Raw genomic sequence first — 26,183 nt, forward strand, 5'->3', positions numbered from 1 at the left:
CTTTTCTTGCTGTTCTTTACGATCACTGTACAGTTCTTTGATGATAGGCAACATAGCCCACATATAACCAAATGTCTGCATGTGTTCTTGAGAGAAGCAAGTCAGGTTTCCATACCACCAATGCCAGAAGGATTTATTTAATGTCTTTTTTGAAATCTTTTTCATAATTAAATATCCTCCTCGTCATCGTCGTCAGAAGCAGCTGCCGTAGCAACACCTCCGGCTTTCATCATCGTTAACTGGTAGTTGATCAATGCGAATGCGGCACCAACTGCTGTAGCGGCCAACAAAGTCAGACCCATAGATTTAGCAGCTGCGAAACCGAATACGAAGTAGATCAAGTCAGTTGACTTAGAAATAACAGATTTTAACAAGATAGCGATACCAACTGCAGGTAATACAGCACCAACAGCTAACAACGCTTTAACGTACCACATATCAGTGTTCAATACGCTGAAGATCTCCTGTACAGCAGTAGATCCGTAGTAGCACAATAATGTAACTGGCAAGAAAGACAATACGAAGTGAGAAACTAAAGGCATGATTGTGTCGACTTTACCAACAACTTCGATGTTTCCTTTATCCAATTGAGCCCATCCATAGTGCTGCCAAATCAGGTTGAACATTGCAGTTCCGTAGAACAATGAGATACCGATTACACCAGTCATGGCTGAAATAGTAGAAGCTAATCCTTGAGCATCAGCTCCACCGAAGTCCCATCCAGCAGCTTTTGCACCAACATAAGCCAATGGGATACCAATATAAGAAACGGCACGTAAGTCAGATGCAACAGTTCCACCAGGTGTAACTAATGCGATCCACATTACCTGCATTGGAATACCAATCAGGATACAACCTTGGACATCACCCATGATGATACCAACGATGAGAGATGCAACCAACGGACGGTTTAACGTATAGTTACCAACAGTTGTTCCCAAACAAGCAATGGTACTTGCAGCTGTACAGCTCATGATACCAATCAAGATTGCTTGAAATAAAGACATATTTTCTCTCCTTTACTTATATATCTATATTCGGTACTACTCCCAATTAGTAACCAAATTTAGATCTGAATTTTGGCCAAGATCCGATTGCAGTTTCTTTCAACAATGCGAAATAAACATCGTATCCGGCATTTGTCATTGCTTCGCAAGCCTCAGCTTCTTCCTGGATCAAAGACTGGTTGTTTCCTAATTTGATTGATCCTGGACGGTCATTACATGGACCAACGACAACTCGCTTAACATCATTTGGAACAAATCCATGATCAACAAGGATCTTCTTCATATCAACAGGATTCTTTGTGATCAGGAAGTATTTCTTTGGACTGTTTACAACAGTATCTGCTTTTTCCAAGAAATGCTCCATTGTCCAGATAAATACTTTTTTATCTGTACTAGCCTTGAAAGACTGTTTCAAAACAGGCGTATTTGCTGCTTTGTCATTGACCGCGATGATACCGTCACATGGATATTCTTTAGACCAGCGTGTAACGATCTGTCCGTGGATAATGCGGTCATCCACACGAATAAAACTAATCATTTTAACTTCTCCTCCTTTAGTTTATGATACGACATCCTCGACTAGATATCGTCATCATCATCATTTGATTCCGTTACGAAATCACAAAGACCCGTGCGTCCTTCGCTTAGAAGTGTCTGTTTCAAAGTTTCTCTATCCATATTATCTTTCATTAAGACGGCAGAAACAGCACATGGCATATTCACACCAGCAATAACAAGTGTATTAGCCAAAAGTCCTTTTTCATCCAAAACACTCAAAGCATTCGTAAAAGGGGAACCACTCAAGATATCAGCCAATAAGATCACTTCATCATCACTCTGAAATCCCGATACTAATTCACGGAAGTTTTCCGCAAATTCATCTGCGCTCATTCCATCCTTCAATGATGTGCTCAAAACATCTTCACGATCTCCTGTCATCATTTTGACAGCGCTGTGCAAACCTGGCGCAAACTCACCATGACTAACCATAACTACATACTTCATGATTTTCTCCTTCTGCCTTTCAGGCATAATTTCACACGTCATTTTGACATTTTACACACAATATGATACCCCCTTTTATACATTTCGTCAATGAAATTAAAGGGGTTACAAAACGGTTAAAAGAGGATAAATAACGTAAAATAAAGCGTTTTATAAAAAATAACAACTTAAAAAATTTTAACAAATGATCAAACAAAACGGAAATTATGAGATTTGTTTAAATGTAAAACTTATCTATAAAATAGAACATTATAATGTTTGTGTCAATAGAAGAGCGTAATTTCACATAAAAAAAGATGGGATCTCCCATCTCTAAAACCAGGCAAGGATGTCGCCAATATGACGCAGCAACAACACGCCGACCAAACAAAGGATCGGGATCGCCACCATGATCCAATACCCGCGCGTAACTTTCTTCTCTAATTTTTTCCAGTTCTCCATGGAAAAATAGTAACGGTCATCTCCCGTCTTATAAACGACTTCATCTTCCATAAAATTGGCAATCGTATAAGAGATCACCGATGTCGAAAGCTTTACATCTTTGAATTTTTCGATGGGAATCGCCGTTTCAGGAGACGTTGCTTTTCTTTTGATAAAAGCATCCATCACAATACGAGCTGCCGTTTTGCGTGCACTGTTATCTTTTTTGCTCATAGGTCTTATTTCCCTTTCTTCTTGTTCGCTTTATAAGCTTCCATTCGCTTCTGGATCTCAAAAGCCATTTTCTTGGTCACGATCATTGAAGGATCTTTCATGAAATTCACATCGTATCCAGGCTTGAATCCGGTTGTTTTCGAAACACGGGCCACACTGCGGTAACGATAGAACTTCTTTTCGTAAAAGAATCCCTCATCATAAAACCAAGCTCTTCGCTTGACCAGACAATCCATCGCAAAGCTGACGCAGCAAGCCGCCAACACTAAAAAGCCCATGGCATACATCCAGTCTTGATGGCTGATTGCCTGATAGATACAGGCGCCGACACTGAATAGCGCAACCACGCTATAGATGGAAAACCAAAGCTTATACTCCTCAAAGAAATCATATGGTTTATGATGATTTTCCATGTACTCCTTGCGATTCTTATTATGCTCCATCAGCTGTTTGACGCCGCGGTACATCTCATAGATGCCAAATCCCAACAAAGCCAAAAATACAACGATAGAAAGAACTTCCCCATTCATATCTTATCTCCTCAAATCTGTAATGCTCATTATACAACAAATCAAAACGGAAACAACGGATTTTATCAAAAATCCCAGTCTTTCTGTTCAATGATCTTTGCCTCCACGCGATCTTCTTCAATATCGATCACCGCATAACTGGGCTCCTTGCCCGCCCGCGGCAGCCAAGGCGAACCCGGATTGACCATGAGAATTCCATTTTGATCCGTGATCTTGGAAATATGAGTATGGCCATAACATACGATATCACAGCCGTACTCCTGTGCCAGACGCTCTAAATTCTTCTCGCGATAAAGATACGAACAGCGATGAGAATGCGTCACATAGATCCGATGAGAACCCACTTTGATCCGCAGATCGTCCCGAAACTTTCCAAAATAATCATTATTCCCGCGCACAACCAGCCAGCGAGGATAATAGCGAGGATCATCTTCTAAGTCTCCGCAATGAATCAATGCGTAAGCATCTTTATATTTTTCTTCTAATCTATCGAGAATCTCATTTCGAGAATGCGTGTCACTCACTACCACGATCTGCATTATTCTAACTCCTCAAATTTCATTTCTTCCATGACTTTATCCGATTCCCGCATGGCCTTTGCGTTTTTCTGCCCGACATAACGCAAGACAAAAGGATTGTACAGATGCTTTGTCTGGTCTTCTTTTCCTTGCGGATAGCGGATCACAAAACCATACCGATACGCATTATCTTCCAGCCACGTGATCTTCTGCATCACAGTTTCATCAACCGTTTCCAAGATCTCTTCATAATTCTGTTCTTGAGCAACAGACTCCTTTTCCAAACATTGACGGACCCAATCCGTATAGCCCGTTAACGCAACCGTATAGCCCAGCTGGAATTCATTTTGTCCGGCCGGCAAGAACACTTCATCGCTATACTGGTCATTCAAAGTAGTCCAAGAAGTATATTCTGTAAAAACTTGATCATAAGGAATATACCCCTTTTCCAAGCTGAGAGTCTGACCTTGTCCGATCATCGAGCGATAAGCCTCATCCATATTCTGAAAAGCTTTTCCCGCTTCTTCTTTCAACATTACGCCTTGTACCGAAACTAAATGGTCCGGGACATATTTATAAACAGAAGTCGAAGTATTCAACACGATCAGCGGTGAACTCGGATCCGAGATCAATGTCATCTGCTCATGGCTGGCCAGCTCATTTTCATAGAAAGTCGTCAGATCCAAATAAGAATAGTGTTCCAGTAAAGTTTCCAACGTACTCATACTAAAATGAGAGCGATACCGATTCACAAAATTCACGATATACGCATTGCTTTCGTCTTGCGTCTGCTTGGCAACCGAATATAAACGACAATACCGAATATCAAAACCCGGTTCCTCTATAAATTCTAAAAATTCCTCCGGTCGGATCTGATTTGAAATAATATATTCAATATCTTCACTGTCCAGGTGCTGAAGGATCGTATCGCGATTTTCCTCCGTCGCATAAGGGTAGCGAGCCAGCGGATCATATGTCTGGTTCATGGCCCAAAAACAGGTCACAAAAATTGCCAGACAAACCAGAATCAAAATCACTCGGACCATTAAGACTTTTCTTTCTTCCATGGATTTACCTCGCGGGTATTATATCACGATTTTTCCGCAGAGTGGAGCTGCTCATACAAGGCTTGCGCCGTTCGTTTCGGCAAGACCGTTTCCAGCTCCTCTACTGAAGCCGCCTTGATCTGCTTCATCGATTTGAACTTTCGCAACAACTCTTTTTTGCGCTTCGGTCCAATCCCTTCGACCAGATCCAAAGCGGAACGGGTCATGGATCGCGATCGCAGTTTTCGATGATACGTAATGACATAGCGGTGGACTTCATCCTGCATCCGGGTCAAAAGAAAAAACAACGGTTCTTTTTTATCCAGCGGGATCTCTTCCAGATCTTCGTTCATCAAAGCTCTGGTCGTATGACGCTCATCTTTGACAAGCCCGGCAATGCACAAATCCAATCCCAGACCTTCTTTGATCATTTTGGCCGCCTGGATCTGCTGCGCCCCGCCATCGACCAACAACAGATCCGGCATCGTTTTATCTTCCGACAACAAGCGAAAATAACGGCGGTATAATACTTCTTTCATGCTGTCGACATCACTGCGATAGGTATCTAACTTATAATGACGATATTGACTCTTATCGGGTTTCCCATCTTCATAAACGACCAGACCGCTGACATTGAAAGCCCCCTGGATATGCGAATTATCAAAGAGTTCCACTGTGTGGATCGGTTTATTGAATAAAGTGTTCAGCTTTTCATTAGCAGCCTGCAGATCTTGATCTTTACGCAAAGTCAGCTCGAATTTTTGATCATGGGCTTCCTTCGCATTTTTCAAAACCATCTCGACCAGAGACCGCTTTGTGCCCCGCTGCGGAATATGAACACGACAGCCTAACACATCTTCTAAGACGTCAACCGGTGTTTCTGGCGGAACCAAGATCTCCGTGGGGATCATATTTTCCTGATAGTACTGCAGAATGAAGCTCAAAAAAGCTTCCATCGGTTCTTCATACAATTCCTGGATCGCAAACGTTCGTTCGATGATCTGACCGCTTCGCAAAAAGAAACCTTGCAAAGAAATATACCCTTTGTCCGCATAGAAGCCAAAAACATCCCGGACTTTTCGGTCTTTGAGATCGATCGTCTGTTTCTCCATCACATGATCGATCGACTGCAAGATCTCATAGTATTCCTGGGCTCTTTCAAAAGCCATCGCTTGAGAGGCCTTTTCCATCTCTTCCTGGACCTGTCTGCGGATCCAGCCCGGATCTCCTTGGAGAAACCGCCGGATCTGTTTGCGGATCTCTTCGTTTTGTTTCAAATCGATTTTTTGAAAACAAGGCCCCAAACATTGGTGCATATGATAATACAGACACGGTGTTTTTGGCATCGATTTACATTTACGGATCGGAAAAATACGATTGATCAAACGAACGATATCAAAACACGACTGTGCACTGGGATACGGTCCAAAGACCTCGTCCTTGCTTCGTTTGATTTGACGTGTCATGCGAACCGTAAAATAAGGCTCTTTGGACATAGCGATATAAGGGTAGCTTTTATCATCCATGAACATGATATTAAAGGGCGGATGATTTTTCTTGATCAGGTTGATCTCCAGCAGCAACGCTTCTTTTTCCGAACCCGTGACGATAAATTCAAAATCATGGATCTTGGAAACCAGACGCGTGGTCTTATTATCGTGGACACCATGAAAATAGCTTCGTACCCGATTTTTTAACACTTTGGCCTTTCCCACATAAAGGATCTTTCCTTTTTTATCCTTCATGATATAACAGCCCGGCTGATCCGGCAAAAGAGCCAATTTATTTTTCAATAATTCCGATAGCGCCATAAACACCTCTTATTTCAGTTCTACGATCGTAGCCCCTAATCCGCCCTCGCTAGGGCCGCCCGAGGCTGTACTTTTAACCACCGGATGTTTTTTGAGATCCGCCAAGACTGCACTGCGCAATCTTCCCGTCCCCATTCCATGGATGATCCGTACTTGTTTGACATGATGAGCCACACATTGATCCAAATAGTGATCCAAAGCGCGCAGCCCTTCCTCAACACGATATCCGATGATATTCAATTCTAAAGGAACCGAAGAAAAGGTCTTGTCCGTGTGTTCCTTTTTGACTTGAGAAACGGCTTGGATCTTCGGCCGTTTGATTTTCTTTAATCCATTGGTCTTGACCTTCAATTTCATCCCATTCGCCAGTACCGTGGCCTCTTTTTTGCGTAATTCTACAATCTCTCCATGCGTAGAAAGACTTTCGATCTGCACATAATCTCCAACGGAAAAGGATTCCTTTTCATCGCCTTCTTCTTGATGGAAACGCAAAGCATCCATATCCCGCAAATATTTTGCCCTTTGATGCGGCTTGATGGTCTGGGTCTGGCGCATTTCTTCATAGAGTGTTTCCATCTGTGCTTCCTTTTCTTGAAGAAGACTCTCTAAACGGCTATCGTATTCTTGATCAAAACGCTTCTTCATCTTCTCCCATTTTTCTTTTTCCTGGGCCGCTTCTTTTTGAAGCTGGTGAGCCTTTTGGATCAACTGATCAAATCGTTCCTTTTCCTGTTCCACTTCATTTTGAAGACGTTCCAGTTTTTCCAGTTCCTGACTGTTTCGATCTTTGTTCGCCTCTTTGATGGCCTGCGCTTTTTCCAAGATACTCGCATCCAAATGATATTGGCGAGCGATGGAAAAGGCATAACTGGCTCCCGAAACCCCGGGAATATAGCGGTAGGTTGCCTTTAATGTCGTTTCGTCAAACTGCATGCTCGCAACCAGGATTGCCGGGTTGGTCTTCCCGTAGCTTTTCAAAGCGTTAAAATGCGTACTGGTCAACACCGTACATCCTTTTTGGATCAGATAATCGAGGATCGCAATGGCCAAAGCGCTTCCTTCTTGCGGATCGGTACCGTTTCCGATTTCGTCCAATAACACAAAAGAATGCTGATCGCTTTCGGCACAGATCTTAGCTAACGAAGCGATATGGCTCGAGAAGGTCGATAGATCGTTTTCAATCGATTGCTGGTCACCGATCGTAAACCACATCGAATCATAATAAGGAATCAATGCGCGATGTGCCGCCACCGGAAAACCCGCATGGGCCAAAGCAACAAACAATCCGATCGTTTTTAAGGTCACCGTTTTCCCGCCCATATTCGGACCGGTGATCATCAAAGCTTTTTGTTCATTTTGCAGGCGATAGGTATTTCGTACGACCTTCTTAGGATCAATCAAAGGATGGCCGGCATTTTCTAAGATCAAAGTATGATCTCTTTTTTGGATCTGGGGAACGACCCCATCTTTTTCCAGACACCATTTTGCCTTGGCGAAAGCCATGTCCAAAAGTGTCATCGTTTCTAAATTGGCCAAAAGCGCCTGTGATCTTTTTTTGACCCGTAAAGACAGATCCTGACAGATTCGCGCCTTTTCCGCCTCGATCTTAGATAATGTCATTTGGATCTGATTATTGAAAGTGACAAAGCTTGACGGTTCCACATAAAATGCCAGTCCGCTTTGTGACTGCCCATGGATCATCCCGCCAAAAGCATTTTTATCACCGGCTTTGACAAGAACACACACTCGTCCCTGGATCGATGTCGTCAGCGATTCCATCAAAGAAGAACTGTGTTTTTTGATAAAATCACGAGTTCTTTCATTGAGTGCTTTACGAACATCCATCAGCTGATTGCGACAATGGACCAATTCCGCCGAAGCATCTTCTTTGATCGATCCTGAAAGATCGATGCAGGAATCGATTGCCGTCTGCAGATCGTGGATGCGCTCCATGGAATCTGCGTACTCTTTTAACTTAGAAAGATCCGTATCGTGTAAAGCGTTGATCGTCCGATGACATGTCGAAAGAAAGAGCGAGATCGCTGCCAGTTCACTGGGCTGCAAGGTCATCTGTTTTTCTGCTTTTTGGACACTTTCTTCGATGTCGCTGCATCCCTGAAGCGAAAGCGTACTCCCTGTGCGAAAGAATTCGATCGCATCCCGAACCAGGTCCAGCTGCTCCTTGATGGAAAACAGATCCTGGCTGGGCAAGGCTTGTTCGATGCCCTGACGGCTCAAAGAAAAGGAAGCCTTGGACGCAAACTGCGACAAGACTTTATCAAAATCAATCGCATGATTCAATTCATTTCGAAACACTTGTTCATTCTGTTTCATGATGGATCCATCCTTCCCAATAGTCGATCATTGAATCGATGGCCGGGTCCCACGCCCGCAAAACCGACTGATTCAAATAAACATCCCCATATTGTATCAGCGGAAACCGCAGAATCAATGAAAGCACCGCCCCCAGCAAAAACACTTTGACAATTCCCAGCACAAGCCCCAAAAGATGATTCGCAAACGATAACACTGTTTTCTTTTTGGAATGCAAGGCAAACGCCAAGAAACGATAAAGGATCCGCAAGCCAAAGAACAGGATCAGAAACCACAAAAAGGTATTCACGATCTGTAAAGCAGAATCTTGCAAGCGTTCCAAGATCTCAAATTCAGAACGGGCTGTCATCAAAGGGATCTCCCTGGCAAAAAAAGGACTGGCCAAAGTCGAGATCACCATAGTGGCCATCAACGTTAAAACGTCCCCTAGCTGGCGCACAAAACCTTTGCGGTATGCGAAAAATAGTATAACGATCCCAAAAATGATCAATCCGAGATCATAATAAAAAAAGTAACGTGTATTCAAACTCATATACAGTATTCTAACATATCCCAAACCCAGTGAGGAGTTTTTCAAATATCGGGATTGTGTTACACTGGAAATGGTGATTTTATGGCGACAATAACGAAAACAATGACCAAACAAGAGATCGAACAGCTTAAAGAAAAATTAAAACCTTTTACTCTAAAGCTCACACAGCCAGAGTACACTTTCTATCAGATCAAGACAGAAAACTGCACGATCACGGCCTATACATCCTTGAAAGTTGTCTTTCAGGGAAAAGATCTGGATTGGCTGGAATCAAATGACGCGAAAGATGACTATCCCCAAGCTGGCAGCGATGAAGTAGGGACCGGCGATTATTTTGGTCCGGTCACAGTGGCCGCCTGTATCGTCGATGCCAAGGCCGCTGTCCAATTAAAGCCGCTCGGGATCCAAGACTCCAAACAGATCACCGATCCAAAGATTCGAAAATTGGCCGCCAAGATCAAAGAGGTCTGTCCGCATTCGATCCTGGTTGTCCAAAATGCCAAATACAATCGAGTTCATCAAAGTCATAATATGGTCGACATCAAATGCCGGCTGCACAACCAGGCCTACGTCAACCTGAAAAATAAAGGATACACCTTGCCCGAAAGGATCATCATCGATCAGTTTGTCCAGGAAAAAAGTTACTATCGTTATCTTCAAAACGAACAAAATGTCATTCATGGGATCCATTTTGAAACAAAAGCGGAAAATAAATATTTAGCAGTCGCCTGTGCCAGCATCTTAGCCCGCAATGCGTTTTTAGAAAGCTTGGACAAAATGGAAGAAGCTTATGATTTTCATTTTGAAAAAGGAGCCGGTCCCAAAGTGGATCAATGCGCGCAGGCTTTTGTGGACCGCTTTGGACCGCAAGAGCTTGAAAAGGTCGCCAAACTGCATTTTAAAAATACCGAAAAGCTACATTTTACAAAACTTTAACCCTGTGAGAAACGAATCCATCTTATATTTAAGATATGAAATGTTCAAAATGGGTTCGTCCTCTGATGTGGATCGACCTGATACTCGCATTGGCTTCAATGATCCTTTACTTTGTGGACCCCTTCGCTTTGTTGGAAAGTCCGCAAAGATCAATTTACAATCGTTATCTTTTTTTACCGTTCTTTTTCTGTTTCTGTTTGACGATCGGTATTTTGGCATGGACGCAGTGGAAAATGCCGCGTCCCATGGATTGGTCACAAATAAAATGGATCTTTCGCAGCCGCATCCTCTGTTTGATCCTGGCTGGAATCGGAATCGTTGTTTTTTTGTATCGTGTCCTGATTCCTGTCATCGAGATCCCTTATCTTTTTTCGCCCCAAACAATAGATTTAGATCATGTTGAATGGACAAGCGACATCGAAACCATGACCTTCTCGATTTCCGGCATCGACCCGCAAGGAAATACGCAATCCTTTGCCTTGGATCCGCTTTTCTTTGCGGAATCAAACCCCGACACCCTCCAGCTTCAGTACCTTCCCTTTTCACAAACTGTCATCAATATCCAGCCCAAATAAAAGCAGCCCTCTAGGACTGCTTTTCTCCACGATTAACTTGAACATCCACATGCGTCTGATACGTCAGCTGGACCAGTTCCACACCGGCATCGCGAAACATCTTCTTGCTGGCGACGTTCTCATCCGTGCCGCTATATTTATCACTTTCATAAACGACGCATCGAATTCCTGACTGAATGATCGCCTTGGCACATTCGTTGCACGGAAACAACGACACATAGATCGTACAGCCGCTCAAAGATTGAATACTGTTAAGGATCGCATTCAGTTCCGCATGCACGACATAAGGATACTTTGTGTTTAAAAACTCGCCTTCTCTTTCCCAAGGAAATTCATCGTCGTCACACCCTTTAGGAAACCCGTTGTAGCCTAAGCCGACCACTCTTTTTTGGGCATTGACGATACATGCACCTACTTGGGTATTGGGATCTTTGCTTCGTTTGGCACTTAAATGCGCCATGGCCATAAAATATTGATCCCAACTTAAAACATCATTTCGTTTCATCTGTTTACTCCTTGTCTAACTGCTCTAATACTTTCGCAAAAATCGGATCCAGCGGAGCATCCAAGCTCATCTTTTCTTTTGTCGATGGATGAATGAACTCAATATGGGCCGCATGCAGCAGCTGGCCCTTGGTATCCATCGTCTTTCGGTACCCATATTTCGGATCCCCCACCACCGGATGTCCAATATATTGCATATGTACACGGATCTGATGCGTTCTTCCTGTCTCTAATAAACAAGAGACCAGGGCATAATCTTTATAATTTTTAAGGACGCGAAAATGAGTGATCGCCGGTTTCGAGTTTTTGGCGGTAACCGCCATCTTCTGTCGATCCTTTTCATCACGGCCGATCGGGGCATCGATCGTCCCATGATCGTGATCGAAGGGATGATGGACCAAAGCCAAATATTCCCGATGGCACGTTTTATCTTGAAGCTGTTTGGCAATCTCCTGATGCGAATGATCATTTTTACAGATGATCAATAGCCCGCTGGTATCTTTATCGATGCGATGAACGATCCCCGGGCGCAATTTCCCGTTGATTCCGCTGAGATCCTGACAATGAGCCAACAAGCCATTGACCAGTGTTCCCGTATGGTGTCCCGGTGCCGGATGCACGACCAATCCTTTGGGTTTATTGATCACAACCAGATCAGAGTCTTCATACACGATATCCAGATCCATGGGCTCCGGCAAGATCTCTACTTCTTCGGCTTCCGGAAGATCCACTTGGATCTGATCTTCTTCCTGCACCGGATAGCTGGCTTTTTCAAGAGAACCATTCACTAAGATCCTGCCGTCCTCTAACAGTTCTTTGATGCGGCCGCGCGATAAGTTCAAGGCTTGGGCCACTGTTTTATCCAAACGTTCGCCGTATGTGATACATTCTAAAATTTCTATCGACATCTTTTTTTCTCCTGAACTTCATCCCAGATTGCACAGGCAATCAGGCAGGCAAAGCCAACTGTGATACAAATATCGGCAACATTGAAAACCGGAAAATGCCAGCCGAAAAGATTAAAGCTGAGAAAATCCCGGACATAGCCTAACCAGAGCCGATCGATCAAATTGCCCAACGCCCCGGAAAACACCAATGCCAAACATAGCTGTGTTCGGGCATCGTTGCTTTTGATAAACATCCATACGACCACCACCAGGGCCACTACGGTAATGATCGCAAAAAACCAGATGCCAAAGCCTTCAAACAAACTGAAGCCCGCCCCGGTATTTTGTACATACGTCACTGTAAAAAAGTTTTTGATGATCTCCACTCTTTCATAAAGAGATAAAGATCGCTCAATGGCCCATTTCGTCCATTGATCCAGTCCCAAAGTCAAAAGTATCACGATCAATGCGACGCAAATCGTTATCAATTTATTTTTCATATCTACCTTTCATTAAAATGCCTTGTTTCTGCGATGTAAGAAGAACATTTTGACAAAGAGCCAAACCCCCATCAAAAGAGCCACCACCAGCATCACAAAACCGATCATAGGGATCCCTAGGATCTTAGGCTCCATATCTGTCGTACAAATCAAGCACGATCCCAACAACAAAGCCGCAATCAAAATGCAGACAATGAGGCGATTGACCATGCGATCGATCTTGGCAATCGGCGCATCGCTGCCCATCAAGTTCAAATTGACCTTGATTTGACCATGCTGGAAGAGTTTTAAAACATCGCTGGTCTGTACCGGGATATCGATCGAACGCGATAAGGCTTCCAGGCTGCGTTTGATCGTTCGCGTTGCTTCTTTGGATAAATCAAACTGCGTCAAGGTCGCTTTATGATTCGCGACGATCTGTGCCATGCTCGAGTGCGGATCCAGCGTCAACAACGTCCCGTTCATCGTCATCATGCTTCTGGCAAGCATCGAGATTCCTTTGGGCAAAGAGATCTTATACTGGTGACAGATCGTAAAAATATCTTGTACCATTTTTGCCAGATCCATGCTCGCAAAAGACTGATCCATATATTGCGCCATGAACATCTCGATCGAATTGGTAAATGCCGTATAGTCGATTTCCTGTTTTGTGACTCCGATCGCCAGTATGGAATCGACAACTTTGCCGACATCATTGGTTGCCAAGCCGCGAATCGCCTCTTTTAAGATCTGGCGGTCACGATCTTCCAAGATCCCCATCATGCCAAAGTCGATCCAGACGATCTTATCCTCCCGGATCCGAATATTGCCCGAATGCGGGTCGGCATGGAAGAAACCATGTTCTATGATCTGAGAAATATAGTTGTACGCTAATTTATCCGCGATTTCCTTGATGTCATAGCCTTGTTCTTTTAAAGTTCCAACATCGTCGATCTCGATTCCATCAATGTATTCCATGACCAGAACTTCTCTGGTCGTATACCGATCGATGATGCGAGGTGCATCGATAAACGCACAATCTTCGTATGTTTTACGAAACCGTTTGGCAAACTTCGCTTCATTGGTAAAATCCATCTCTTGTTGAGCGGCCGTCCAGAATTCATCGATGACCATATCCAGATCAACCACACTGCTGACAATCTCACTTAAGTTCAACACTTTGACCGCCTTGCGAAGAAGCCCTACATCTCTTTCCATCCATTCATAAATGTAAGGACGCTGAACTTTGGCAACAACGCGTGTGCCATCTTTTAAGACCGCTTCATGAACCTGGGCAATCGAGGCGGAACCCAAAGGGATCTGCGTAAAAGAGGAAAATACCTGACCCATCGGTTTCCCGTACGCTTTTTCGATCATTTTCTGCACATCGTCAAACGGCATCGGGGTCGCCTGGCTGCGAAGTTTCATCAATTCCTTGCAGTAGCGTTCCGAGAACATGTCCTGGCGAGTCGACATGATCTGGCCGATCTTTACAAATGTCGGTCCCAGATCTTCTAAGATCCGACGGAATTTGACCGGATCCATCCCTTGGCGAATATGGTGTTTGCGCAAGATCTGCAAGATTTGGGCAAAACGTGCCCTTGTCGAAAGCTTATTCGTCTGTTCCATCGTTTCCCTTCTTTCTGTGCAAAGGTGTATTGGTCACAGACTGATCCTGTGTCCACGATTCGGCCCATTCGATCACATCGTGAATTCCTTCTTTTAAAGAGAGTTTTGTCAATCCAAAATGATCTTTTAAGAGTGTTTCCCAATCCGAATTTTGTCTTTGTTTCATAAAAACCTCGAATAAATTTTATCATATTTTGGATCAAAATCAGAATAAATCAGAATTCTTATCTTTTTCTAAAATTCTTTCTTAATTTTTTCAAAATAAAAAAATGCCCGAGAAACTCTCAGGCATCTATCGAATCAATCCGTAAACTTGTCATAGAACTTCATGCTTTCAAGGACACTGGTATCTTCGATCGGATTATCATCCAATCGCAAAGCTTCCAGAAGTTCAAGATCTTTTAATGGATACACATCCGTGATATAGTTCGCTTTCAAAGTCAAAGAACGCAAGAATTTCAGATTCGATAATGGGGTAAGGTCGGTGATTGCATTGTGATCAAGACGCAGATAAGAAATGAATCCTAATTTTTCCAGCGGTTTCAGATCCGAGATCACGTTATTGTAGAGATCGACATTGCAGAGATCCACCAGATCTTTTAACGGTGTCAGATCTTTCACATCATTATTTTCTAAAGAGAGGATCTGAAGCTGTTTCATATCCTTTAGACATCTGATATCTTTGATCTCATTGCGTCCGGCATTGAGGTAGACCATATTTTTCATGTTCTTCAAGATCGAGATATCCTTGATTCGGTTCGTATACAGATCCAGATACACCAGTTTTGTAGCTCTCTTTAAGAAATCAATGCTTTCGAGCTGACAGAACTGCGCTTTGAATACTTCAAGATTTTCAATTGCCTTAAAGCGATTCATGTTTTTGATCTCATTTTTCGAAACATTGAGCCTTTTCAGATTCTTCATCTTGTTCAACAGAGTCAGATCTGTAAAACCTGTCTGCTGCAAATGCAGAGATTCACAGAACTCCAAATCTTTCAAGAAATGGAAATCATCGGCTTGGTTATAGGCTAAATTGATCGAACGAAGATTCGGGAAATCTTTTAACACATCATAATTATGGATATAAGGACAATTGCTCAAATTGAGTCGTTTTAGATTTGTCATCAACATCAGCGGCGAGATATCGCTCATTAAATTCGTTGACAGATCCAGTTCTTCAAGATTTTCGAGATAGGATAGATCTTGGACGTTGAAAAGACGCATACCGGCCATATGCAATTTCTTCAATTGTTTCAAAGAGCCTAAGATCGCAAAGCTGAAAGGTCCGTTTTCGGTATTGATGTATACTTCCTTTAACTTTCGACAACGCTCTAGATATTCCAGACTGTCAACCTTAGCGCGTTCCAGATTCAAATATTCCAGATCGATCATGGCCGCTATACTGCTGATATCCATCGTATAAAGCTTGTTACGAGAAAGATTCAATTTTTTCAGCTGGCGATGACCATGCAGCGCCTGTAAATCGCGAAGCTGGTTCCCCGATACATCTAAGACTTCCAAGTTTCTTAGATCGCGAATCGGTTCCAAAGTTTCCAGCTGGTTATTTGATACATTTAAAACTTCCAGATTTTCTGCCGTTTCCAACCCTTCCAAAGTTTTGATCTCATAGTCGGGTGCATCCAAATGCGTCAATTCCAACATCGCATCCGGCGTCAATTCCTCTTCTTTGATACGCAATGTTCGGGCCACGACCTGTCTTAATACTTCATCCTTGATCAACATAATGCTAACCTCTCTATCGTTACTTTTATGATACAACAAAACTGAAAACTTGTGTTATCAAAAACAAAGAAAATCCATTGAACGATTGTCATTTTTTTATTAGAAACCACACAAAAAATCGTAAAATTTATATATTAGTATAAGATTCCTATTTCTTGTAAAAAATGGACAAAATGGTCTATGAGTGATACAATCAAATTGTAAATCACGATATCGTCTTGAGTGATTGCGAGTATGAATACGGCATACCCCCAGTTAACAACAGAAGATAGTGATTCAGGAGGACATCATGAACACAGGTAAGGTAAAATGGTTTAATGCCGAAAAAGGGTATGGATTCATCACCGGTGAAGATGGCAAAGACGTTTTTGTTCATTACTCATCAATCAACGCTGAAGGATTTAAAACTCTTGACGAAGGTCAGACAGTTACTTACAACGTCATCGAGAGTGATCGTGGAAAACAAGCTAGCGATGTAACCGTAGTTGACGAAGCTGCTTAGATCGTAATTGTCTAAAAAAAGCGCTGTTCTGGCGCTTTTTTTCTTGGAATTATAGTATAATTAAAAATATGGAACTGAATCGTTATGAAACTGTAAAGGCGTACATCTATGAACAATATGCCCGCATCGCCAATGAACCTTTGCGGATCGCAGCCATCACCCATACATCCATGGTCGATGCCTGCATGACGCTTTTGGCCATCACCCGAAGTCTTCCTTTAGAAAGAGCTAAGATTGCGGCACTGTTTCATGACTATGCACAATATATCGACAACTGTAAGCACAGTGAACATGCTCGGCTTTCCAGCCTGTATGCTCACCAATACCTCACTCAGACAAAAGAATACAAAGTCACAGAGATCGATGATATCTGTTTTGCGATTGCCCAGCATTCGCGCAAAGACCAGTTTGATTCTCCCCTTTGTGAATGTTTAAAAGATGCCGACATTCTGGCTCGCTTTCTGGAAGATCCCGCAAAGCCAATGACCGGCATCCGTAAACAACGCTTGATCGACTCGCTGGCCGATATCAAGGATTAGAACTTTTGATAGTAGAGCTTGACTTGTTTGTCGAGCTTTTTTTGTATCTTTTGAAAGCCTAGATCAAATCGCTTGCGATCAAAAATGATCATATCAATATATGAAAAACTCTTCCCGATCGAGCCGGCAATCACTTTCGCATAAGGAGCAAGCGCTTGGGACAGCTGCATAGAAAGCTGCTGGCGGAATAAAGCATCTTCTCTGGATCCAAAAAGATTACCATAATAGATCGTTCCAAACTCTCCTTCTTTCACTTCAAGATCTTTCAGGACATCGGTATTGCCTTCGATTGTATCTTCCGTAAACAAAGGATGGGTCGTAAAGAGAAATTTCATATCTTTGCGGAAAGAATCATCCGCAATCTCTTTGATCGGCTGATAAACACTGTAGATCTCTAAAGGCGAAGCATACGTCTTCCAGCCCTTTTGTTCTACCTGATCCATAAAAGTCTCATAGGCGTCGACCAGATTACAGAATTTGCGATTCGGATCCGGGGCATCTAAGAAATCCACTTCTCCTACATAAGCCTCATACGCACATTGTCCTAAAGCCATTTCAAGAAGATAGATCGACATTTCCCGCTTGTTCTCCGGGTTGGGGATCAAAGAAAATCCCGGACAATAGATCCAGCACTTCCATGTGTTTTGATTTTCCTGCATCTCATAAAATAAAAGAAAATCCGGTAAAGAATAGACTTCTTCTTTGATCTGGACCTGCGCCTGGATTGCTTTTTGCGATAAAGGCGGTAAAAAGGGCTGCAAAATCCAAGATTTTTTTATCGCATCCGGCGCTACGTCACAGACCATCGATGCCAGATACTGGGTTGTTTTATTGGGACCGGTGTCCCATGTCATTTCAAAATCGGCATAAGAATTATCTACGAAAAAATGGCATCCGAAATGAGCATAAGCATACTCATCCAGATCGACGATCCGATCTTGGCATTTTCCATAATCCTGATGGATCAACGCCTCTTTGATTTCTGGCTCACGCTTGGAAAAATCTTCCCAGAATCGTCTTGCGTTCTCTAAAGCACTCATCGATATTCCTCCAAAATCAAAAGCAGCTGTTCCGCCATTCTTTGATGTCCTGTTTCATCCAGGTGCAGCGCATCAAAGGCACCCGCTGTCACATTTTCTAATTCTCTAAAATCGACCTTCCATTTTTGGCACACCGGTTGAAGCCGTGAAGCCATCGTTTCGATCATCTGATAACCCTCTTCGCCAAAATTAGTAAAGGTGCGAAGAATTTTCGAATAGTTGGGATGCATCTTCGGCGGACAAAGCACCAAAAATAGCGGTGTTTTATCAGTATGTTTATAATTATCCGGATCCAAAGCTTCATGCAGGAAAAGATCCATCCCTTTTTCAGCGGAAGTCAACGCATTGGTCCCATAGACTCTTTTGGCATCGTTGGTCCCCAACATGATCACGACCAGATCCAAAGGAACGTGTGTTTTTAATTCCATGGCAATCGTCTTGGCGCCGTTGCGCTGTTCCAAAGCATAAGGATCATCATGGCAGATCGTCCGTCCGCACAAGCCACATTCGATGATCGTATCCTGGGGCATGCGTTTTTGTAGAAGGGCAGTAAAACGATTTTCATACCGCATACCGGTTTGGGCGTTATAACCCCATGTATTACTGTCGCCATAAAATAGAATTCGCATCTCATTTCCTCCTGCACTGGGTTTCTGTGATCAATAGATCCATATCCACATCGTGCGTCTGTTTTTCAAAGACCATTTCCTGACAATCAAACGCCACGCCAATTTTCAGCGCTTTTGCCTGTTTCAAGAAACGATCATAATACCCTTTTCCATAACCTTTGCGATGAAGGCCGCAAAAGCCCGTCATCGGAACCACGACCACATCCAGATCCTGGGGCTGACAAGCTTGTCCGGTAGGCTCTCCCACATGAAAGGCACCTTCTTGCAGTTTCCCCTGATACTGACAAAACCGCATCGAATCCGGTCCTGTCACTTTCGGCAAATAGAGATGGGGATACGAGCATAAAGGACTAAATACATCCACTTCGCCTTGAATAGGAACATAAAGGCCCACCTTCCCTTTTAAAAAAGGCAAAAGTTGGGTAACGATTGCCTGTTCCTTTTGTTTTCTTTGCGAAGCGGTCAATGCCTTTCGCTTTTGAATACACGCAGCTCTATCCAATGGAATCACTCATATCTAATTTCAACATCTGGTTGAGCTCGACGGCATATTCCATCGGCAATTCTCTGGTAAATGGTTCTAAGAAGCCCATAACGATCATTTCCGTTGCCTGTGACTTTGTCAATCCGCGACTCATCAAATAAAACAGCTGTTCTTCACTGATATTCGAAACCGTCGCTTCGTGTTCGATCTGCGATGTATCGTTTTGCGAAAAATTCAACGGGATCGTATCACTGCGAGACAACTCGTCCAAGATCAAAGTATCGCATTCCACTTTACTTTTGGCATAGGCCGCATTTTTAGAATGCTTGACCCATCCGCGATAATTGACTTCTCCGCCTTGACGCGCCACTGATTTCGAAATGATATTGCTGGTGGTGTGCGGGGCCAAATGGATCATCTTGCTGCCGGCATCTTGTTTTTGGCCTTTGCTGCCGACCGCAATCGAAACCGTTGTTCCTTTCGCATACGGCTCAGCCAAGATACAAGCCGGGTATTTCATATTGATGTGCGAACCAATATTGCCGTCGATCCATTCCATATGTCCGTTTTCATAAACGATGGCGCGTTTGGTCACCAGGTTGATGATATTGTTGGACCAGTTCTGCACCGTGCTATAACGGCAGCGGGCATTCTTATGCACATAGATCTCAACGACTGCGGCATGCAAAGAATCCTTGGAGTAGATCGGAGCAGTACATCCTTCTACATAGTGCACATCGGCTCCTTCATCCACAATGATCAGCGTTCTTTCAAACTGTCCCATGCTCATGGAATTGATGCGGAAATACGACTGCAGCGGTTTTTCCAAGGTCACTCCTTTTGGAACATAGATAAAAGAGCCTCCCGACCATACGGCCGTATTCAAAGCTGCGTATTTATTGTCCGTGTACGGAACGATCTTCCCGAAATACTCTTTGACAAGTTCCGGGCATTCCCGTAATGCGGTATCGGTATCAAAGAATAAGACCCCTTTTTCCTGTACCTCTTCCAACATATTGTGGTATACGACTTCGCTCTCGTATTGAGTGCTGACCCCTGCCAAAAACTTCTGTTCCGCTTCCGGGATTCCCAATTTATCGAATGTATTGCGAATCGTATCCGGCACTTCGTCCCAAGATTTCTCTTGTTTATCACTTGGCTTGATATAATAGGTATATTCATCAAAATCAATATGACTCAGATCCGGACCCCAGTTCGGATTTTTTTGTTCCACAAATGATTGATATGCTTTTAAACGCAGATCCAACATCCATTCTGGTTCTTTCTTGATCGCACTGATGGTACGAACCACATCTTCGTTCAATCCTTTTTGTGTTTTAAAAACACTGGTATCTTCATCATGGAAGCCATATTCATATTCATTGGATAATTGCAGATTCTTCTCTTCCATTATTTTCCTTCGCTTTCTTTGATCATATCGCGCAAGGCCTTCCATCCAATCGTTGCACAATTGATCCGATTGGCTTGTTTTCCTACATTTTGAAAGGCAATCGCTTCTTCCAAAAGATCTTCATCATACTCTTTTTGATCGATCATCGAGAAATAATTACGAATGATCTCGTTGGCCTCTTCTTTGGTCTTTCCTTTGACCAGTTCACTCATAATACTGGTGCTGGCTGTGGAGATCGTACAAGCCTGGCCATCAAAGCGCACATCTTCGATACGATCCTGATCAAATTTGACTTGTACTGTAATATCATCAATACACGATTCACTGGCCATATGTTTGGATTGATACGACGGTTCTTCACTCAATTGATGATTTCGCGGATACTGATAGTGATCCATAATAATATCTCGCAACAAATTCGGATCGATTTCACTCATGATCTAGACCCCCTTTTAAAAAAAGATTCCAATACAATTTTCGAGTGTGGCTTCCTGAAGGGCTGCCACTAACTGATCTACTTCTTCTTTTGTGTTATAAATATAGAAACTGGCTCGGCAAGTTCCCGGCACCTGCAAGACATCGACCAGCATCTTTGCACAATGGGTCCCGGAACGAACCGCGATCCCTTTCGTATTCAAGAAACTGGCCACATCTTGTGCCGGGATCATCTGTCCTTTGTCAAAGACATTGAAGGTACAGATCCCGCTTTGCGCCTTTTCATTATAAAAATGGATCGTTTTTAGAGCTTTTGCTTTCTCTAAGAAATATTGTTTCAATTCCCATTCATGGGCATGGATCGCATCTTTTCCGATCGACTGGATGTAGTCGATCGCGGCCCCTAAACCGAGAACCCCTTCGATCGGCTGGGTCCCGCTTTCATATTTTAAAGGCGTTTCCTTTAAGATCAAGGTTCCGCACCGATCAAAACGGGCATTGCTTTCGCCCCCATAATAAACAGGATCCAAAGCATCCAACAATTCTTTTTTTCCGTAAAGGACACCGACGCCTGTAGGACCGCACATCTTGTGAGCACTGAACACAAAGAAATCGACATCCAGATCTTGGACATCGATCGGGATATGTGGTGTGCTTTGGGCTCCATCCACGACCACAAGGGCTCCGTGTTCATGAGCGATCTTAGTGATTTCTTTGACAGGGGCTTCAAATCCCAACACATTCGAGACTTGCGCCAGGCAGACGACCTTGACCTTGTCATGCAGCGCTTTCTTAAAATTCTCGACGGTGATCTTGCCTTCTTCATCCAAAGGTATGTATTCGACTTTGGTCTGGTGAATCTGGCTTGCATGGATCCACGGCAGCACACTGCTGGCATGTTCGCTCTCATCGCTCAGGATCACATCCCCCGCTTGGAGCCGTTGGCCTGACAACATCAAAGCCACCTGATTCAAACCTTCAGAGCTTCCGGAATTAAAAATAATTTCTTCGGGACAGTGTGCGTTTAAAAACGCGGCCGTTTTCTTGCGGGTTCCTTCATAAGCGGCATCGACCTGCGCACTCATCTCATAATCTCCGCGATGGGCGTTGGCCCCCAGATACGTATAATAATTCATGACCGCATCGATGACCGGCTGCGGTTTCAATGTCGTTGCTCCATTATCAAGATAGACTAAAGGACGATGATTCATCGTCCGTTGTAAAATCGGGAAATCTTTCCGACACTCAGCGATCTTCATACAGTCCCACCTTGCTTTCCATCGTCTGTTGAAGTTCTTTTTTCAGATCCTCATCCCTGATTCGTTCCAATACCGGAAGCAAATAACCGATGCTCAACAATCCCATCGCCTGACGATTCGTCAAACCACGAGACTGCAAGTAATAGAGCTGGTCTTCATCCGGCTGTCCAATCGTCTGCGCATGACTGGCTTTGACATCGTTTTCATCGATCAACAGCAAAGGAATGACTTTTGCTTTATGATCCTTGCCTAAAGTCAATACGCGTGTGGTTTGATGAGACTGAGCTTCCTTGCATCCTTTTTGAATGTTGCCTGTGGCAACCATTTGATAATCCGCATCATCAAAGAGAACCGCAAAGTTTCGCATCAGGCCTGTTGTATGTTTTGCCAGGTGAAGCACTTCGATCGTATTGTGTTTATGATAAGTCGATTGTCCCAATTGTCCGCTTAAAAGATCAAAATACGCTCCTTCTTGACAAAGAGTGACTTTTAGATCGAAATCAAAGGCAGCTTCTTCCATATCTAAAAAGCCCATCTGACATTTTGCATCTTTTTGAATCTCGATCTGACAAGTACATTCTGCCGGTGCATTGTGGGCATGATAGACCATCAGATCGCATTGAGAACCAGATAATAAGACAATATGGATTTGTTTGATTTGACTGCCTTCATCCAAAGACAGAAATAGAGAACCAGTTTGGCCGGTTTCAATTTGCACCTCTAACGTTTCTTCCTGGCCAAGGTGCACCGTGTCTTTGAAAGGCTGACTATATCGTTTTTCCATGATCATCGCTTGGCTCCGCAAAGACCGATACTGGAAGGACGAGAAGCTTGTTCTTGTTTCCGGGCAGAAACATGATATTCCTTCTCCAGCCATTCATATCCTTGACGATCGATCTTTTCAATCAATTCTTGCCCGCCAGAGACAACGATCTTTCCATCGACCAAAACGTGGGCATGTGTCGGATTCAAGTATTCATAGAATCGGGCATAGTGAGAAACTACCAGCAGACCGGCCCCTGTTTCTTTTTGGCAGTCATGGATCGCTTCGCTGACGATCTTTAAGGCATCGACATCCAAGCCGGAATCGATCTCATCCAACATGGCAATCGATGGTTTCAGCATCATCATCTGTACGATTTCATTTCGCTTCTTCTCCCCGCCGGAAAAGCCGTCATTTAAAAACCGATGTGCCAGATCGGGTTTCATTTCTAATTTTTGAATGGCTTTATCCATTTCTTTGATAAAGCGAAACAGGCTGATCGGAGATTCCTGCCGGGCATTGATGCATGAACGTAAAAAATCAGAATTGGTCACTCCGCTGATCTCGCTGGGATACTGCATGCCTAAAAACAGACCGGCACGGCTTCTTTCATCCACTTCCATGGACAAAACATCTTTTCCATCCAGCGTGATCGATCCTTGTGTGACCGTATATTTCGGATTGCCCATGATGGCCGCCAACAAGGTACTCTTCCCATTGCCGTTAGGCCCCATCAAGGCGTGGCATTCATTGGAACGAACGGTCAGATCCAATCCTTTTAATATTTCTTTATCTTCTACAGATACATGTAAATCCTGAATAACGAGTTCTGTCATTTCTCTTTCCTCTTTTCCTGTACTAGTGTAACAAATAAGTCCTTAAATCTCAATTCAGACGATTGGAAGATTCATTGCATTTTAAGTTGTTATTGGCTATAATGAGAAAGATTTTTAAGGAGGATCGACATGAATGAATTTTTAAGAAACAACTGGTTTGTTGTCGTGATCGCCGTTATCATCATCGCGTTTGTTTCTTATTTCGTCTACGATGAGACAAAATATAATGTCAGCAAAGCTTCTGAAGATGGCCAGGAAGTGTTGGCAAGCATCGATGAAAAAGCCATTACCGCGAAAGATCTATACGACTCTTCCGCACCGTTCGACAGTTCTCTGATCTATAATATGTATCGCAATCAAGTCGTGGAACAAAGCATCGAAGCAACCGATGATATGAAAGAAGATGCCAAGGAATTAGAGGATGCGATCAATGCGAACAGTTCCAGCACCGCCGATTATGAAACTTCCATCGCCCAGGAATTGGCGATGTATGGGTACAAGGGATATAATCAGCTTTACGACTATTGTCTGATGACCGTCAAGGAAGCTCAGTTACAGCGTGATTATATCGAAGAACATTTCGAAGATTGCATCGAACCTTTAAAAGAAAAGAATCCGCGAACGATTTCCCTTATCTCAATGAGTGTAACCGATCCCGATTCTTTGACCGAAGATGAACAAAAGAAAAAGGATAATATCGATAAAGCTTTGGAAAGTGAAAGCTTTGCGGATGCCGCCACTGCTTATTCGGAAGATACTTCAACCGCTTCGAATGAAGGATTCTATGGTTACCTCGATTCAGGAGCCTTGTCCAGCAGCTCATCTGCTTCTTTGGATGCGACCGTGATTCAAGCGGCTTTAGACTTGGAAAAAGGAGAAACCAGCGACTGGATCACCGTGACTGATCCAAATACTGGTTTAACAAATTTGTATCGTGTTCATGTGGATGAAACCGATATTCAATCCATTTGGGATTCTAAGAATGAAACCGTTTCGAACAGTATCCTTTCTGCGGTATTGAATGCCGATTCCACATTGAGCTATCGCATCATCGAAGATTATGCCAAAGATCTGGATATCGAATTCAAAGATGAGGATACACAGAAAAAGCTGGAAGACTATCTAGCCCAGCAGTTAGGAGATGATAGTGATGAAAGCGAATAAAGTAAAAAGCCTTTTGGCGGCCGGATGTACTTGCCTGCTGATCGGGGGCTGCGCGAATACCGCAACCATCAGCGATGCTTCGGATGTTCTATTTACCGTAGGGGAAACGACGGTGACCCGCGGCGACGAATACGATCTGGTCAAAAATGCCAATGGAGCTACTTTAACGATCGAACTGATTCGTCAGGCCATCATGGATGAAGAAATCGGAAGAAATGAAGAGATTCAGAAAGAAGCCGAAGAACAATATGAATCCAGCGCCTCCAGCACGGAAGATTTTGAGGGCAGCCTGAAAAAAGCGGGCTATAAAGATAAGGAAGATTACATTGATAAGGTCATCATCCCTACGATCCAACAAGAAAAGCTGCTCGACCAGTATTTCACCGATGCGAAAAAAGAAATCAAAAAAACGTATAAACCCACGATTGCCAAGATCTTGGAATGCGATACTCGAGAAGATGCCAAAAATGCCTTAAAAGCTCTGCAGGATGGAAGCGATGAGGCAACCGTATGGGATACGTATTCTGGAGAATCTGCCAATTTCTCGGATGAAGAGATCGTGGTATCGACTTTAATGGAAGAGACTTTGCCGACTTATGTGATCAACACTTTATATTCACAAGACAAAACCGGAATCGTCGATGAAGTCATGACCGATGACGATTCGGAAGATGGTCCATATTATGTTGCCATTCTCGTCAGCAAAGATTATGACGAGAACAAAGACAAGATCCAGGAAAATTTGACATTGCGCAACAGTGATCAAATCGACAACGATTGTCTGGTCTACTATATGAAAAAACATAATTTGGAATTCCATGATCAGGAAATTTTCGACAGTGTTCGATCGACAAATCCAGAATATATCGTCAATCACCCTGAATTAGCAGAAGAGGAAGATCAATAACGACCTTCCTCTTTTAATTTTTTC

At 43.3% G+C, this 26,183-nt stretch carries 31 protein-coding genes; 6 read left to right on the plus strand and 25 right to left on the minus strand.

The window, feature by feature from the left end; translation table 11 throughout:
* From Q0J48_RS02800 to Q0J48_RS02850, 11 genes are all read right to left on the minus strand, one after another.
* A partial coding sequence (locus tag Q0J48_RS02800; RefSeq protein ID WP_296241496.1) for a PTS system mannose/fructose/sorbose family transporter subunit IID occupies nt 1–165 on the minus strand: 165 nt, incomplete at its 3' end.
* Nucleotides 166–167: 2 nt separating this feature from the next.
* Nucleotides 168–1,007 carry a PTS sugar transporter subunit IIC gene (locus tag Q0J48_RS02805; protein WP_296241441.1) on the minus strand — a complete coding sequence of 280 codons (840 nt, stop codon included), beginning with the start codon at nt 1,005–1,007 and terminating at the stop codon, nt 168–170.
* A gap of 46 nt (nt 1,008–1,053) precedes the next feature.
* The gene (locus Q0J48_RS02810) at nt 1,054–1,545 is read right to left on the minus strand and encodes a PTS sugar transporter subunit IIB (RefSeq protein WP_296241444.1); all 492 of its coding nucleotides are present in this window, start codon (nt 1,543–1,545) and stop codon (nt 1,054–1,056) included.
* A gap of 41 nt (nt 1,546–1,586) precedes the next feature.
* Nucleotides 1,587–2,012, minus strand: a complete 426-nt coding sequence (locus Q0J48_RS02815) for a PTS fructose transporter subunit IIA (RefSeq protein ID WP_296241446.1) — start codon at nt 2,010–2,012, stop codon at nt 1,587–1,589.
* Between the two features lie 312 nt (nt 2,013–2,324).
* Nucleotides 2,325–2,666, minus strand: a complete 342-nt coding sequence (locus Q0J48_RS02820) for a hypothetical protein (RefSeq protein ID WP_296241448.1) — start codon at nt 2,664–2,666, stop codon at nt 2,325–2,327.
* A gap of 5 nt (nt 2,667–2,671) precedes the next feature.
* Entirely contained in the window at nt 2,672–3,196 is a 525-nt protein-coding gene (locus Q0J48_RS02825; protein WP_296241449.1) for a hypothetical protein, read from the minus strand.
* Between the two features lie 65 nt (nt 3,197–3,261).
* Nucleotides 3,262–3,735 (minus strand): metallophosphoesterase, encoded by a 474-nt coding sequence (locus Q0J48_RS02830; protein WP_296241451.1) that lies wholly within the window; start codon nt 3,733–3,735, stop codon nt 3,262–3,264.
* A complete protein-coding gene (locus Q0J48_RS02835; protein WP_296241454.1) occupies nt 3,735–4,781 on the minus strand; it encodes a M15 family metallopeptidase in 1,047 nt (348 codons plus the stop codon). Before Q0J48_RS02835 ends, Q0J48_RS02830 begins: the two co-directional genes overlap by 1 nt.
* A 23-nt stretch (nt 4,782–4,804) precedes the next feature.
* Nucleotides 4,805–6,571 (minus strand): excinuclease ABC subunit UvrC, encoded by a 1,767-nt coding sequence (gene uvrC / locus Q0J48_RS02840; RefSeq protein ID WP_296241455.1) that lies wholly within the window; start codon nt 6,569–6,571, stop codon nt 4,805–4,807.
* A gap of 9 nt (nt 6,572–6,580) precedes the next feature.
* Nucleotides 6,581–8,905, minus strand: a complete 2,325-nt coding sequence (locus tag Q0J48_RS02845) for an endonuclease MutS2 (protein WP_296241456.1) — start codon at nt 8,903–8,905, stop codon at nt 6,581–6,583.
* A complete protein-coding gene (locus tag Q0J48_RS02850; protein ID WP_296241457.1) occupies nt 8,892–9,437 on the minus strand; it encodes a CvpA family protein in 546 nt (181 codons plus the stop codon). Before Q0J48_RS02850 ends, Q0J48_RS02845 begins: the two co-directional genes overlap by 14 nt.
* A gap of 81 nt (nt 9,438–9,518) precedes the next feature.
* Here Q0J48_RS02850 and rnhC point away from each other — a divergent pair, with 81 nt between their 5' ends.
* On the plus strand, nt 9,519–10,373 hold the full coding sequence (rnhC, locus tag Q0J48_RS02855; RefSeq protein ID WP_296241458.1) for a ribonuclease HIII: 855 nt from the start codon (nt 9,519–9,521) through the stop codon (nt 10,371–10,373).
* A 35-nt stretch (nt 10,374–10,408) separates the two neighbouring features.
* Nucleotides 10,409–10,948: a hypothetical protein gene (locus Q0J48_RS02860; RefSeq protein ID WP_296241460.1), complete on the plus strand. Its 540-nt coding sequence runs from the start codon at nt 10,409–10,411 to the stop codon at nt 10,946–10,948.
* Between the two features lie 10 nt (nt 10,949–10,958).
* On the opposite strand, the gene Q0J48_RS02865 is transcribed toward Q0J48_RS02860, so the two are convergent.
* From Q0J48_RS02865 to Q0J48_RS02890, 6 genes are all read right to left on the minus strand, one after another.
* Complete coding sequence (locus Q0J48_RS02865) at nt 10,959–11,453, minus strand: dCMP deaminase family protein (RefSeq protein WP_296241463.1); 495 nt, start codon at nt 11,451–11,453, stop codon at nt 10,959–10,961.
* A gap of 4 nt (nt 11,454–11,457) precedes the next feature.
* Entirely contained in the window at nt 11,458–12,360 is a 903-nt protein-coding gene (locus Q0J48_RS02870) for an RluA family pseudouridine synthase (protein ID WP_296241464.1), read from the minus strand.
* Nucleotides 12,351–12,839, minus strand: a complete 489-nt coding sequence (lspA, locus tag Q0J48_RS02875) for a signal peptidase II (protein ID WP_296241467.1) — start codon at nt 12,837–12,839, stop codon at nt 12,351–12,353. Before lspA ends, Q0J48_RS02870 begins: the two co-directional genes overlap by 10 nt.
* Nucleotides 12,840–12,851: 12 nt before the next feature.
* On the minus strand, nt 12,852–14,447 hold the full coding sequence (locus Q0J48_RS02880; RefSeq protein WP_296241469.1) for a lipopolysaccharide core heptose(II) kinase RfaY: 1,596 nt from the start codon (nt 14,445–14,447) through the stop codon (nt 12,852–12,854).
* A complete protein-coding gene (locus Q0J48_RS02885) occupies nt 14,431–14,613 on the minus strand; it encodes a hypothetical protein (RefSeq protein WP_296241471.1) in 183 nt (60 codons plus the stop codon). The genes Q0J48_RS02880 and Q0J48_RS02885 overlap by 17 nt, the downstream gene beginning before the upstream one ends.
* A 134-nt stretch (nt 14,614–14,747) precedes the next feature.
* Nucleotides 14,748–16,190, minus strand: coding sequence for a leucine-rich repeat domain-containing protein (locus Q0J48_RS02890; protein ID WP_296241474.1), 1,443 nt, complete (start codon nt 16,188–16,190; stop codon nt 14,748–14,750).
* Nucleotides 16,191–16,479: 289 nt separating this feature from the next.
* Here Q0J48_RS02890 and Q0J48_RS02895 point away from each other — a divergent pair, with 289 nt between their 5' ends.
* Both Q0J48_RS02895 and Q0J48_RS02900 read left to right on the plus strand, forming a co-directional pair.
* Entirely contained in the window at nt 16,480–16,692 is a 213-nt protein-coding gene (locus Q0J48_RS02895; protein ID WP_183375061.1) for a cold-shock protein, read from the plus strand.
* 68 nt (nt 16,693–16,760) lie between these two features.
* Entirely contained in the window at nt 16,761–17,231 is a 471-nt protein-coding gene (locus Q0J48_RS02900) for an HD domain-containing protein (RefSeq protein ID WP_296241476.1), read from the plus strand.
* Here Q0J48_RS02900 and Q0J48_RS02905 read toward each other — a convergent pair.
* From Q0J48_RS02905 to sufC, 8 genes are read right to left on the minus strand one after another with little or no spacing between them, the layout of a single operon-like run.
* Nucleotides 17,228–18,271, minus strand: a complete 1,044-nt coding sequence (locus tag Q0J48_RS02905; RefSeq protein ID WP_296241477.1) for a hypothetical protein — start codon at nt 18,269–18,271, stop codon at nt 17,228–17,230. The two genes, Q0J48_RS02900 and Q0J48_RS02905, sit on opposite strands and share 4 nt — an antisense overlap.
* Nucleotides 18,268–18,900: a GDSL-type esterase/lipase family protein gene (locus Q0J48_RS02910; RefSeq protein WP_296241479.1), complete on the minus strand. Its 633-nt coding sequence runs from the start codon at nt 18,898–18,900 to the stop codon at nt 18,268–18,270. Before Q0J48_RS02910 ends, Q0J48_RS02905 begins: the two co-directional genes overlap by 4 nt.
* A 1-nt stretch (nt 18,901) precedes the next feature.
* A complete protein-coding gene (locus Q0J48_RS02915) occupies nt 18,902–19,402 on the minus strand; it encodes a 5-formyltetrahydrofolate cyclo-ligase (RefSeq protein ID WP_296241481.1) in 501 nt (166 codons plus the stop codon).
* The gene (gene sufB / locus Q0J48_RS02920; RefSeq protein WP_296241482.1) at nt 19,395–20,795 is read right to left on the minus strand and encodes a Fe-S cluster assembly protein SufB; all 1,401 of its coding nucleotides are present in this window, start codon (nt 20,793–20,795) and stop codon (nt 19,395–19,397) included. The genes Q0J48_RS02915 and sufB overlap by 8 nt, the downstream gene beginning before the upstream one ends.
* A complete protein-coding gene (gene sufU / locus Q0J48_RS02925) occupies nt 20,795–21,232 on the minus strand; it encodes a Fe-S cluster assembly sulfur transfer protein SufU (RefSeq protein WP_296241484.1) in 438 nt (145 codons plus the stop codon). Before sufU ends, sufB begins: the two co-directional genes overlap by 1 nt.
* A 15-nt stretch (nt 21,233–21,247) precedes the next feature.
* Nucleotides 21,248–22,489 carry an aminotransferase class V-fold PLP-dependent enzyme gene (locus Q0J48_RS02930; RefSeq protein WP_296241486.1) on the minus strand — a complete coding sequence of 414 codons (1,242 nt, stop codon included), beginning with the start codon at nt 22,487–22,489 and terminating at the stop codon, nt 21,248–21,250.
* Nucleotides 22,476–23,273 (minus strand): SufD family Fe-S cluster assembly protein, encoded by a 798-nt coding sequence (locus tag Q0J48_RS02935; RefSeq protein WP_296241488.1) that lies wholly within the window; start codon nt 23,271–23,273, stop codon nt 22,476–22,478. Before Q0J48_RS02935 ends, Q0J48_RS02930 begins: the two co-directional genes overlap by 14 nt.
* 2 nt (nt 23,274–23,275) lie before the next feature.
* Nucleotides 23,276–24,088 carry a Fe-S cluster assembly ATPase SufC gene (gene sufC / locus Q0J48_RS02940; protein ID WP_296241490.1) on the minus strand — a complete coding sequence of 271 codons (813 nt, stop codon included), beginning with the start codon at nt 24,086–24,088 and terminating at the stop codon, nt 23,276–23,278.
* Between the two features lie 129 nt (nt 24,089–24,217).
* Between sufC and Q0J48_RS02945 the strand changes: the two genes are divergently transcribed.
* Both Q0J48_RS02945 and Q0J48_RS02950 read left to right on the plus strand, forming a co-directional pair.
* Complete coding sequence (locus tag Q0J48_RS02945) at nt 24,218–25,252, plus strand: peptidylprolyl isomerase (RefSeq protein WP_296241491.1); 1,035 nt, start codon at nt 24,218–24,220, stop codon at nt 25,250–25,252.
* Nucleotides 25,239–26,159 (plus strand): hypothetical protein, encoded by a 921-nt coding sequence (locus tag Q0J48_RS02950; RefSeq protein WP_296241494.1) that lies wholly within the window; start codon nt 25,239–25,241, stop codon nt 26,157–26,159. The genes Q0J48_RS02945 and Q0J48_RS02950 overlap by 14 nt, the downstream gene beginning before the upstream one ends.
* Nucleotides 26,160–26,183: the final 24 nt, after the last annotated feature.

Origin of the sequence: uncultured Faecalicoccus sp., from assembly GCF_944325745.1 — a bacterium.
Classification (GTDB): Bacteria; Bacillota_I; Bacilli_A; order Erysipelotrichales; family Erysipelotrichaceae; genus Faecalicoccus.